The organism is Flavobacterium sp. RSB2_4_14 (assembly GCF_051547085.1).
GTDB lineage: Bacteria > Bacteroidota > Bacteroidia > Flavobacteriales > Flavobacteriaceae > Flavobacterium.
The window spans coordinates 405,803-418,008 of the sequence record NZ_JBPTTL010000001.1 but is presented as its reverse complement, the minus strand read 5'-3'; the positions used below and the strand labels follow the sequence as shown (position 1 = coordinate 418,008).

Annotated in this window: 11 protein-coding genes; 3 read left to right on the top strand and 8 right to left on the bottom strand. The window is 34.9% G+C overall.

The window, feature by feature from the left end:
• Nucleotides 1–10 precede the first annotated feature (10 nt).
• From ACSVH2_RS01865 to ACSVH2_RS01855, 3 genes are all read left to right on the top strand, one after another.
• The gene (locus ACSVH2_RS01865) at nt 11–628 is read left to right on the top strand and encodes a choice-of-anchor J domain-containing protein (RefSeq protein WP_438091463.1); all 618 of its coding nucleotides are present in this window, start codon (nt 11–13) and stop codon (nt 626–628) included.
• A gap of 9 nt (nt 629–637) precedes the next feature.
• Complete coding sequence (locus ACSVH2_RS01860) at nt 638–2,023, top strand: DUF5689 domain-containing protein (RefSeq protein ID WP_438091462.1); 1,386 nt, start codon at nt 638–640, stop codon at nt 2,021–2,023.
• A 96-nt stretch (nt 2,024–2,119) separates the two neighbouring features.
• On the top strand, nt 2,120–4,021 hold the full coding sequence (locus ACSVH2_RS01855; protein ID WP_438091461.1) for an alpha/beta fold hydrolase: 1,902 nt from the start codon (nt 2,120–2,122) through the stop codon (nt 4,019–4,021).
• Between the two features lie 302 nt (nt 4,022–4,323).
• Here ACSVH2_RS01855 and ACSVH2_RS01850 read toward each other — a convergent pair whose 3' ends face one another.
• The 8 genes from ACSVH2_RS01850 to pdxA form a co-directional block, all read right to left on the bottom strand.
• Nucleotides 4,324–5,823, bottom strand: a complete 1,500-nt coding sequence (locus tag ACSVH2_RS01850) for a T9SS type A sorting domain-containing protein (RefSeq protein ID WP_438091460.1) — start codon at nt 5,821–5,823, stop codon at nt 4,324–4,326.
• 123 nt (nt 5,824–5,946) lie between these two features.
• Nucleotides 5,947–6,621: a hypothetical protein gene (locus ACSVH2_RS01845; RefSeq protein WP_438091459.1), complete on the bottom strand. Its 675-nt coding sequence runs from the start codon at nt 6,619–6,621 to the stop codon at nt 5,947–5,949.
• Nucleotides 6,622–7,205: 584 nt separating this feature from the next.
• Nucleotides 7,206–8,552: an acetyl-CoA carboxylase biotin carboxylase subunit gene (accC, locus tag ACSVH2_RS01840; RefSeq protein WP_438091458.1), complete on the bottom strand. Its 1,347-nt coding sequence runs from the start codon at nt 8,550–8,552 to the stop codon at nt 7,206–7,208.
• Nucleotides 8,553–8,651: 99 nt separating this feature from the next.
• Complete coding sequence (gene accB / locus ACSVH2_RS01835) at nt 8,652–9,128, bottom strand: acetyl-CoA carboxylase biotin carboxyl carrier protein (protein WP_438091457.1); 477 nt, start codon at nt 9,126–9,128, stop codon at nt 8,652–8,654.
• Nucleotides 9,129–9,151: 23 nt separating this feature from the next.
• Nucleotides 9,152–10,150, bottom strand: coding sequence for a beta-ketoacyl-ACP synthase III (locus tag ACSVH2_RS01830; RefSeq protein WP_438091456.1), 999 nt, complete (start codon nt 10,148–10,150; stop codon nt 9,152–9,154).
• A gap of 159 nt (nt 10,151–10,309) precedes the next feature.
• Nucleotides 10,310–10,504 (bottom strand): 50S ribosomal protein L32, encoded by a 195-nt coding sequence (rpmF, locus tag ACSVH2_RS01825; RefSeq protein WP_342694841.1) that lies wholly within the window; start codon nt 10,502–10,504, stop codon nt 10,310–10,312.
• Between the two features lie 9 nt (nt 10,505–10,513).
• Entirely contained in the window at nt 10,514–11,056 is a 543-nt protein-coding gene (locus tag ACSVH2_RS01820) for a YceD family protein (RefSeq protein WP_438091455.1), read from the bottom strand.
• 85 nt (nt 11,057–11,141) lie between these two features.
• Nucleotides 11,142–12,188, bottom strand: a complete 1,047-nt coding sequence (gene pdxA, locus ACSVH2_RS01815) for a 4-hydroxythreonine-4-phosphate dehydrogenase PdxA (protein ID WP_438091454.1) — start codon at nt 12,186–12,188, stop codon at nt 11,142–11,144.
• Nucleotides 12,189–12,206: the final 18 nt, after the last annotated feature.

The following is a 12,206-nucleotide window of genomic DNA, read 5'->3' as shown; positions in this document are numbered from 1 at the left end:
AAATACAGCTATGAAAAATTATAAAAAAATAGTATTAGTACTGATTGCATTTCTACCATTCACAGGATGTTCTCCTGAAGATGATATTGCAATTCCCGAATTGACGGATTACGCTTTTTATGAAGAGTTCTTAACAAACACCACAGACGGTGATGATATAAACATTGAAGGCTGGACAAATTTTGCCGAGGTTGGTACTGTAAAATGGAAACAAGGAATATACAGTGGATCCAAATATGCTGAATTTACATCTTATCAATCAGGTCAAGCAACCAATGTAGCTTGGTTAATTTCTCCTGCAATAAATATGGATACTCGTGATAATGAAACACTAGTTTTTGATGTTGCTCAAGCGTATGTTTCTTCAACATCTAATTCTATTGAATTATTCATCTCTACAAATTATAACGGAACTGATGTATTGAGTGCCACTTGGACACCTTTAACATTCAACAGACCACCTTTAAATTTTGACACTAATTTTGATTTCTTTAGTTCAGGTTTAATTGATTTGTCTAGCTATACAGGAAATATTTATCTTGCTTTTAAGTGTAAAGGTTCAGGAACCAATTTTTCATTGGACGGAACATATGAAGTAGATAACATAAGAATTTTTGATAAAAAATAAATTTTAAATATGAAAAAGATAATTTTAAAATCAGCTTTATTACTGTCAATGACCATTGGGTTATTTTTTGGTTGTGCCCCTGATGATTATTACACAACACCAGAGAATACTCTTGAAACATTTGAGTTAACACCTACTACTACTGTAGCTGCAGTTAGAGCTAGTGCGCCTATCGTTTCTTCAACGGTTTTACCCGTTGAAATAACAACAGAAGATATTATAGAAGCTTATGTAACTTCAAGCGATGAAAAAGGGACTTTTTATAAGTCTATTTCTTTCCAAACGATTCCTACAGATGGTTCAAATCCAATTGGATTTAGTGTTCCATTAAATGTGACTACTTTATACGGAAAAGGATTTACTCCGGGAAGAAAAGTGTATATAAAACTTAATGGTTTATATGCTGGAATTGTTTATGGTTCTCTTCAAATAGGATCATTATTTGAAGGAACAGTAGGTAGAATTTCAGAGTTTGAATGGCAAAATCATTTATTCCCATCGGCAACAATAGAACCAGAAAGTGCAATGGTTAGAACATTAAGTCTAAACGCAGCTTACAATGATGACAATCAAAATACACTAGTTGAACTTGATGCAGTACAGTTTTCTGAAGGTTCAATCAACAGAACTTATTACGATATCGACTCTGGTGGTGGTGCTACTAATCACACCTTAATTTCGGCTGCTGGTGGTGCAGAACAAATCATTCGTTTCAGTAGTTTTTGCCCATTTTCAGGGAATCCAGTACCATCTCAAAGCGGTAAAATAAGAGGTGTTTTATCAAAATACGATACCGATTTTCAATTTATTGTTCGTTATGAAAGCGACATTAAGTTAACGTTACCACGTTTTGATGTTAGTCCACCAGTTGGAGGAACCGCAATTACTTATGATGCTACTTTAAACGAACCATTTACTTCTTATGCAACTAATGCTTCTGTATTTCCAAAATACATAAACGATCCAGCGGTTGGAAGTAGATATTGGCAAGTAAAAACATTCAGTAACAATAAGTATATTCAAATGTCTTCTTTTGGTGGAACGCCAGAGGCAAATAGAACGTTGTTTTTCGTTCCGGTAGATTTAACGGCAGCCAACACTTTTTCTTTCAAAACAAAAGCTGGTTTTGGTGACAGTGCTTGTTTAAAAGTATATTATTCTACGAATTATGTTCCTGGATCAGACGTGACAACAGCTACTTTGGTTGATATAACGGCAAGTTTTAGTTACTCACCAGGTTCATCTTCTGGATATCCAACTAATTTTACGAATAGCGGAAATTATGCTATTCCTGCTGCATTAACAGGAAATGGTTTCTTCATATTCGAATATGTTGGAAACGGAACAACAGGACCAACTACAACAATGCAAATTGATGACATCGTTATAAACTAGTTTTAAATGTTCATTTTATATAAGCCATCTCTTCTGAGGTGGCTTTTTTTGTAGATATAATTCACTATTTTTATCCTTTAATAAAATTAAATAATCATGAATAAACTATTTTTTCTAACTATTAGTATTATCAGTATGACAACCTCAGCACAACAAGTGTTATCACCCGAAACACTCTGGAAATTAAACCGAGTAACGGCACTTGGAATTTCGAAAGATGGAAAATCAATTGTATACAAAGTAGCAACGCCAGCTGTTGAGGATAATAAATCTAACAGTAAATTTTATACCATTCCACTTGCTGGTGGCATACCAACCGAAGTAAAAGATACCAAAGAAGTACTTGCTGATAAAAACGTTTCTCCCGATGGTAAATACATTTTGTCAAATCAAGAAGTCAAAACCGAAAAAGTCTTAGGAAAAGATTTTTATCCCGATTTGCAAAAAGCCGATGCTCAAATCTACAATGGTTTGGATTACCGTCATTGGGACACTTGGAATAACGGAACTCACAATCATGTTTTCTATGCCGATAACAAAGTACAAGCTACGCCAATTGATATCATGAAAGACGAACCTTTTGATAGTCCACAAAAGCCTTTTGGAGGCGATGAGGATCGCATTTGGTCACCTTCGGGAAATAGCATCATTTATGTTTGTAAAAAGAAATTTGGAACAGCTTACGCCATTTCTACCAACACCGATTTATATGAATACAATCTTTATACACAAACAACAAAAAATCTAACAGAAAGTAATTTAGGATACGATACAAATCCTGCTTTTTCACCTTCTGGCGATTTGTCTTGGTTACAAATGAAACGCGATGGATATGAAGCTGATAAAAACCACATCATCGTTCGTTTTAAAGGAATGAACATAAACCTGACTGCTGCTTGGGATGGTTCAGTAGAAAGCTTTAAATGGAGTGCAGATGGCAAGAAAGTATATTTCATAGCAGCCGTTGACGGAACTCAGCAACTATTCGAGGTAAACTTCCCAGGATTAACAAGAATCGCTGTTATAGTAAACCAAGTTACAACAGGCGATTTCGATGTACACGATATTGTTGATGTTTCATCAGAAAATTTTATTTTGACTAGAACTGATATGAATCATGCTTTGGAGATTTATTCTTATAACACTAAGAAAAAAACATGGCTACAATTGACTAAAACCAATGACGAAACCTATAACAAACTTTCGCTACCAAAATATGAAAGACGCTATGTCACCACCACCGATAACAAAAAAATGCTGGTTTGGGTTATCCTTCCGCCAAATTTTGATAAAACCAAAAAATACCCAACATTATTGTATTGTCAAGGTGGACCTCAATCTCCATTAACTCAAAGCTATTCCTTCCGTTGGAACTTCTCTTTAATGGCTTCTCAAGGATATATTATTGTAGCACCAAACCGCCGCGGAATGTATGGTCATGGACAAGCTTGGAACGAACAAATTTCCAAAGATTGGGGCGGACAAGTGATGGATGATTACTTATCAGCCATTGATGATGTGGCAAAAGAAAGTTATGTCGATACATCACGTTTGGGTTGTATTGGGGCAAGCTATGGTGGCTATTCGGTGTTATATTTAGCAGGAATACACAACAATCGTTTCAAAACATTCATTGCCCATGATGGTGTTTTCAATACCCAAAGTATGTTTGGAACTACCGAAGAAGTGTTTTTTAATCAATGGGATTTTGGTGGCGCTTATTGGGAAAAAGACAATGCAGCAGCACAAAAATCATACACGCAGTTTAACCCAATAAACTTTGTGGACAAATGGAACACCCCAATTCTTATCATACAAGGCGGATTGGATTTTCGTGTACCAATTGGTCAAGCACAAGAAGCCTTCCAAGCCGCACAACTTAGAGGAATAAAAAGCCGTTTGCTCTACTTCCCCGAAGAAAACCACTGGGTACTAAAACCACAAAACGGTTTAGTATGGCAACGAGAGTTTTATAAATGGTTGAAAGAAACGTTGTAACTAAAGAAACGTCATTTCGAGTGTCCCGATTTTCAATCGGGATGTATCGAGAACCCTAATGAAAAACCCAACTTGATAAAGTTGGGTTTGTTATTTTAAATAGGAGCGAATCGCTTGCGCATTCTTGCCTTCCATTTTCCCGCTGTCCGTTACTCTCGTCCCAAAAGACGAGACCACTCCCATCGGGGCTAAATAACATTCCATTTTCTCACTTGTTTTCTATGTTTTCATTCAAGACTTTACCGAGTATAAAAAAAGGCAAACTAGATGGTTTGCCTTTTTCTTTTCTTTATTTTAAATGTCTACTCTTTCACAACCTTTGCCACACCATTTACTCCATTTCCCTCAAACTTCAAAAGATAAACTCCTTTGGAAAGATTACTTAAGTCAAAAGAGGCATTGTCTCCCTGAGCGCAGTCGAAGGGCTTCACAACCTCTTGCCCCAAGTAATTATAAACACTAACTTTTTCATACATGCTTTCACTATTATCAAAAAACACCACACCACTCGCTGGGTTTGGATATATCTTTACTTTTTCTTTCGACTCAATCTCATTGATATTTAATAATCCTGAATTAAATCTGACTATTACCGCATAGGCATCATTACCTATTTGAGTCCACCCTGTAGCTATTAATTTACCATCTTGTTGTAATAATACAGAGTTGAAAAAATTATTATTCTCTCCAATGGATAACAGATTATAACCGTTATTGTTAAAAGTAGTATCCAACTCACCCAGATCAGTATATCTCGCAATAAAAAATCTACTTGTCGGTAGTGGAATATTCCCAACTACCACTATTTTATTGTCCGGCTGAATAAGTAGTGAATAAGAGAAACTTGAATTCCCAAAGGTAGTGCTCACCACTCCATTTGTTCCAAAAGTGGTATCTAAAGATCCGTTAGTTTCATAGCGGGCGATAATCATTGCTCCATCTGCTGCGCCAGTCACAACTATTTTCCCATCTTGTTGAATAGCTTGCGCACTTATCATGTCAGACACTGATGAGTTTAAATTCGTTAAAACCTTGCCATTTATACCAAAACCGGTATCAATATTTCCATTAATATCGTAACGAATTGTGCAAAAAGCGAGATTTACCGGATTTAAGTAAGCAAAACCTGAAACTACTATTTTCCCGTCACCTTGAATGTTTAGTGCATTTATTTGAGCTTGATAGGAGTTTAAAACAACTGTTGTGGTAACTAAACCATTAAACCCAAAATCCTCATCAATGGATCCATCTGAATTTAACCTCGCAACAGCAAATGCATTCCCACAATAACCACCCACAACAATTTTATTGTCGGATTGAATTTTTACTGATTTTGCATGCATGTTATTGTTAACTAATACTATTCCACTATTCCCGAAAGTGGTATCCAAACTACCGTTAGTATTGAATCGGATTACTAATAAATTTACGCTTGTTGCAGAGGTCTGAATATAGCCTGCAACAACTATTCTTCCATCAGGTTGTAACGTAATAGATTCTCCGAATGTAAAATTATTAACGTTAAGGATAACAAATCCGTTAGTACCAAAATTAGTGTCTATCGACCCATCTGTTTTGTGCCTACTCATCCCTATTCTATAAATCCCAGAAGAAACAAACTCATAGCCACCCATTAAAACAACATTGCCATCTTGTTGGATTACAGAAGCATCAGGTATAAATATCGCAGGACTATAATTTGTCAGCACAATACCATTGGTCGCAAAACTTGAATCCACGGTGCCTGCTTGAGAAAATCCTTTTATACATAATAGCAATACTAATAAAAAGTAGCTTTTCATGAATGAATTATTTTGTAATAATAGTTTTAGTGATGGCATAAAAATAAATAAAATAACCATACAAAAAAGCCCAATGAAATAAATCATTGAGCTTCTCCAAACAAAAAACCTAAAACCTAAAACCTACTTTACACCACCTTCTGCTTTTTTCTTCGTCGCTCTCATGCGCTGGATAACTTTAACCGAGGTATATTCATCTTGAGTAACAGTCCCTTTAAAAACCAACTTACCATTTCTAACAATCTTTTTAATCATTTTCAATAGCTCATCATAATGCACTTGGTTAGCATCCGTTAGTTGCTTACGGTTGTTAATAAGCTCATTTTGCTCATTGTTCTTCTGGGTCAAACTCACCTTATAGTCCGTCAATACATCGGGAAAATTAGTATTCATTCCCTGTTCCACAAGAACCGCTTGGTTACTAACAACAAACTGTTTAACACCCTCTATTTTCAAAATAGCACCTTCAATATTGCGGTTTAACAAATCATTTTTCAAACCAGTAACAATGGCAGTATTCAACGATGCATCAGCAAAATAAGCACTCAAAAAATTCAAGTCGCTATTCAATCTCTTTGCCTCTGCATACAAACTTTCAGTAACCCCCTTCTGGCTCTCAGTAAGAACCAAACTGCTCTCCAATTCCTTTACAAAATCAAGTTTTGCAATAAAACCATCTCTAAAAGCAGCATCCATTTTAGGAAAATTAGCTTTAATAGCATCAAAATCACGAGTATAACTCGTCAAAACAAAATCTCCATAAGGAGCAATTTCTTCAATTTTTACATTTGCATTCATAATTTAAATTTTTTAGGTGAAACAATTAATTAATAGAATAATAGCTCAAAAGCCATTAACCCAAAAATCACAAATCGTATGCCTAATAATTCAAAAAGTAAGATTTTAACCATTGTTTAACATTTGGCATTAGTAACAATTAAGCATCATATCTACATAAAAAATCTTTGAAATCAGTTTAATCCGTGGCAAAAAAACCTTCGCACACTTTGCGTAAACCTTTGCTATCATTGCGGTTAATAAACTCAACAAGGGTGATACCATCCTCAATTGGGGTTTTTCTCTACCCAGTAAGGGTGATAGAGCAACCAGTAAGGGTTTTTTTGTATCCAGTAGGGGTGATAGAGTAACCAGCAAGGGTTTTTTTGTATCCAGTTGGGGTGTTAGAGCAACCAGTAAGGGTTTTTCTGTATCCAGATGGGGTGATAGAGTATCCAGTAAGGGTTTTTTTGTAACCAGTAGGGGTAATAGAGTGATCAGTAAGGGTTATTAAATAGTAAGCTGGGGTAATAGTGAAGTTAACTAGTTTTTTCCTCAAATAAATAATAAAACAAAACCCAACTTTCTCAAGTTGGGCTTTCAATTTATTCTGGATCGTTCATTTTAAAAGTATCCATAAAAGCAGTGGTATAATTTCCGGCTACATAATCGGGTTCATCCATCAACTGTCTGTGGAAAGGAATAGTCGTTTTGATACCTTCAATCACAAATTCATCAAGTGCCCGTTTCATTTTATTAATAGCTTCTTCTCTAGTTTGCGCCGTTGTAATCAACTTAGCAATCATCGAGTCATAATTGGGCGGAATAGTATAACCAGCATAAACATGCGTGTCTAGTCTTACGCCGTGTCCTCCAGGCGCATGAAGCGTTGTTATCTTTCCTGGTGAAGGTCTAAAATCATTATAAGGATCTTCGGCATTAATACGACATTCAATAGCATGCAATTGAGGTAAATAATTTTTACCCGAAATAGGAACACCAGCAGCCACTAATATCTGCTCACGAATTAAATCATAATCAATAACTTGTTCCGTTATAGGATGCTCTACTTGTATACGCGTGTTCATTTCCATAAAATAGAAATTTCTATGCTTATCCACAAGGAATTCAACTGTTCCAGCACCTTCATATTTAATAAATTCGGCAGCTTTTACAGCAGCTTCACCCATTTTATTTCGCAAATCATCCGTCATAAAAGGCGAAGGAGTTTCTTCAGTTAATTTTTGATGACGACGTTGCACCGAACAATCTCTTTCAGACAAGTGACATGCTTTTCCGTATGAATCACCCACAACTTGAATTTCAATATGTCTTGGTTCTTCAATTAATTTCTCTAAATACATGCCATCATTTCCAAAAGCAGCAGCTGACTCTTGACGAGCACTTTCCCACGCTTTTAATAAATCTTCTTCTTTCCAAACGGCACGCATTCCTTTTCCACCACCACCAGCTGTAGCTTTTAGCATTACAGGGAATCCCATTTCTTTGGATAATTCAAGTGCTTGTTCATATGATTCTAATAAACCTTCTGAACCAGGCACACAAGGAACTCCAGCCGCTTTCATAGTAGCTTTTGCGGAAGCTTTATCTCCCATTCGGTCAATCATTTCGGGCGAAGCACCAATAAATTTGATACCATGCTCTTGACAAATTTTAGAAAACTTAGCATTTTCAGATAAGAAACCGTACCCAGGATGTATGGCATCAGCATTTGTGATTTCTGCAGCTGCAATAATATTTGACATTTTCAAGTAAGATAAATTACTTGGTGGTGGACCAATACAAACAGCTTCGTCAGCAAACTTTACATGTAAACTTTCTGCATCTGCAGTAGAATATACAGCTACTGTTTTGATGCCCATTTCGCGACAAGTTCTAATTACACGAAGCGCAATTTCACCTCTATTGGCAATTAATATTTTTTTAAACATCTTTTTAAAATTAGATAATTAGACAATTTGATACTGAATCAATTAAAAATTAGTTGTTAGAAAATAATTTCCAACTTCCAACTTCTAACTTCTAACTTTTTAAGATGGATCAACTAAGAATAATGGTTGGTCAAATTCAACAGGTGACATATCATCAACAAGAATTTTAACAATCTTACCAGTGATTTCAGCTTCAATTTCGTTGAATAACTTCATAGCTTCTACAACACATAGCACATCACCTTTAGAAATTGTATTTCCAACTTCTACAAAAACAGGCTTGTCTGGAGAAGGTTTGCGATAGAACGTTCCAATCATTGGAGATTTTATAGTAACATATTTTGCATTTTCGTCAGCGGCTGCAACTGGTGCGGCAGGTGTAGCTGCGGCAGGAATTGCGGCAACAGGTGCAGCAATAGCTTGTTGCATAGGCGCTTGTACATAAGTAATGTCAGACGAATTACCTTCTAACGTAGTTCGGATAGTGATTTTAATATCGCCGGTTTCTAACTTTACTTCAGCAACCCCAGAATTGGATACAAATTTGATTAGGTTTTGAATTTCTTTTAAATCCATAATTAGTTAGTTTTAGTGTTAGTTTATTGTTTGTTGTATGCCCATTTTAAATAGATAGAACCCCAAGTGAATCCTCCTCCAAATGCAGCAAAAATTAAGTTATCTCCTTTTTTAAATTTATCTTCAAAATCACTCAATAGCAAAGGTAATGTAGCGGAAGTAGTATTACCATATTTTTGAATATTGACTAATACTTTTTCTTCATCCAATCCCATTCTATTGGCAGTAGCGTCAATAATTCTTTTATTGGCTTGGTGAGCAATTAACCAGTTAACATTGTCTTTGGTTAAGTTATTGCGTTCCATGATTTTTTCGCTTACATCAGCCATTCCAGAAACAGCATATTTGAAAACTGTTTTTCCATCTTGAAAAACAAAATGCTGTCCGTTTTGAACAGTTTCAATTGATGGTGGAAGTATAGAACCGCCTGCATCAATTTTTAAATATTCTCTTCCTATTCCATCACTTCTTAAATATTCGTCTTGTAACCCGAGACCTTCATAATTTGGTTCAAATAAAACAGCTCCAGCACCATCTCCAAAAATAATACAAGTTGCTCTGTCAGTATAATCAATGATGGATGACATTTTATCAGCACCAATCAACAGTACTTTTTTGTATCTGCCAGATTCTATATAAGCAGCAGCATTTGACATTCCGTATAGAAAACTAGAGCATGCAGCTTGTAAGTCATAGGAAAAAGCATTCACAGCCCCAATTTGAGTTGCTACAAAAACACCAGTTGCCGCAACAGGCATATCTGGAGTTGTAGTTGCCATAATTACTAAGTCTATTTCTTTTGGGTCAATATTGGATTTAGCAATTAAATCTTTTGCAGCCTTAATTGCCATAAAAGAAGTGCCTTTGTGTTTTTCTTTTAAAAGTCTTCTTTCTTTAATTCCTGTGCGAGTAGTTATCCATTCATCATTGGTGTCAACCATTGATTCTAGAACTTGATTTGATAGTACAAATTCTGGGACATAAGCTCCAACTGCTGTAATTGCGGCTGTAATTTTATTCATAAAATACTATTTTTTCTTCCCAAAATTTCAAGTTGAAAAGTTGTGGAAATTACAAAAAAAAATTATACCTAAGGTCTTTAGGATTGGATATTTGTTGAAATTGATGAAAACAAAAAAAACTCCCACAAAGTGAGAGTTTGTTTTATAAAAAAACCTTAATTAAGCAACAGCTACTGATTTGTCAATAACTACTTGTCCTCTGTAGTACATTTTACCTTCGTGCCAGTAAGCTCTGTGGTATAAATGCGCTTCTCCAGTTACTGGACAAGTTGCGATTGTTGCAACAGTTGCTTTATAATGTGTTCTTCTCTTATCTCTTCTTGTTTTCGAGATTTTTCTCTTAGGATGTGCCATTGTACTATATTATTTATCCGTTAATAGTTGTTTTAATTTGTCCCAACGTGGGTCAATTTCTTCTTCTTTTTTTTCCTCTTCTTTAATTTCCTTAACTTGTAATTCTTTAAGTTTTTTTAATGCTTCTGTTTGCAATGTTCCATCTTTTACTCCGGGATGAACCCTTTTGTGAGGAACGGACAATACAATCATTTCATAAATATATTGTGATAAATCAACTTGATGTTCCCCATGAGGCAATACCAACAATTCATCATTATCATTATTGAATTCGTCTCCAAACTGAACTACCAATTTGATTTTTCCTTTGATAGGTAAATCAAATAACTCTCCAGTTAAATCACAAGGAACAGTAACTGTACCTTTGTGTTTGAAGTTGATTTCTAGCATGGTTGATTTTTTTTCTAAAACAACATTTACTGCCAAATCGCAACTTTCGAATTCATCAAAACTAAAATCGTCAAAGAACTTTTTGCTTATTTTGAAATCAAACTGATGTTTTCCTATTTTTAATCCTATGAAAGGAATTAAATATTCATTTGTAATTTTCATCTAAACAACAATTTGTGCCGACATTTCGGGAGTGCAAAGATATAAAATTATTGGAATTCCAATAACCTTATGAACATTTTTTTGTTTATAACTGTTTTTCTTTTGTTTTCAAGGGGTTTTTACTGATTTCTGCGTGCTGATTTCTGGAATGATAGATGTCTATTGCAGTATAAACGGCTTCTTTGAAGGAGTTAAAATCGGCAATTCCTTTTCCAGCAATTTCATAGGCTGTTCCATGATCGGGAGAAGTTCTAATTTTATTTAAGCCAGCAGTATAATTTACACCATTTCCAAATGACAAAGTTTTAAATGGAATTAATCCTTGATCGTGATAAGAGGCCAAAACGGCATCGTATTTTTCATATTGATTATTTCCAAAGAAACCATCTGCAGCATAGGGACCAAAAACTAAAGTTCCTTTTTCGAATAGTTTTTTTATAACTGGTTTTAGAATTTCATCATCTTCTTTACCAATAACACCATTGTCTCCAGCATGAGGATTTAGCGCAAGAACTGCAATTTTTGGTTTGTTAATACCAAAATCTTGTGTCAAAGCTAGTTTTATGGTTTCAATTTTTTGAATAATTAGTTTTTCGGTTAAATGTTTAGCCACTTCGTTCACAGGAATGTGATCAGTTAGCAAACCAACTCTTAAATTATCATGAACCATTAACATCAGAGCGTTTCCTTCTAATTCTTTATCTAAATAATCCGTATGACCTGGGAATTTAAAGTTTTCTGATTGAATATTGTATTTGTTGATTGGAGCAGTAACTAATACATCTATTTGATTTTCTTTTAAAGCTTTTGTGGCAGCCACAAATGATTGTATGGCATATTTACCTATGTTTTCATCATTTACACCAAAATTTATATCAACTCCTTCACGCCAAGTATTCAAAACATTTATTTTACCAGGAACCAATTGATCTAATTTATCAATTCCATGAAGTGGTGCAGTTAACTCCAATGTTTTTTTGATAAAAGAAAGCACTTTTACATTGGCAAAAATAACAGGTGTACACAACTCTAGCATTCTAGAATCTTCAAATGTCTTAAGGACAACTTCGCTTCCAATACCGTTTAAATCTCCAATGGATATCCCAACGATTATATTTTCTGCTTTTTTCATAGGAATGACAAGTTATTT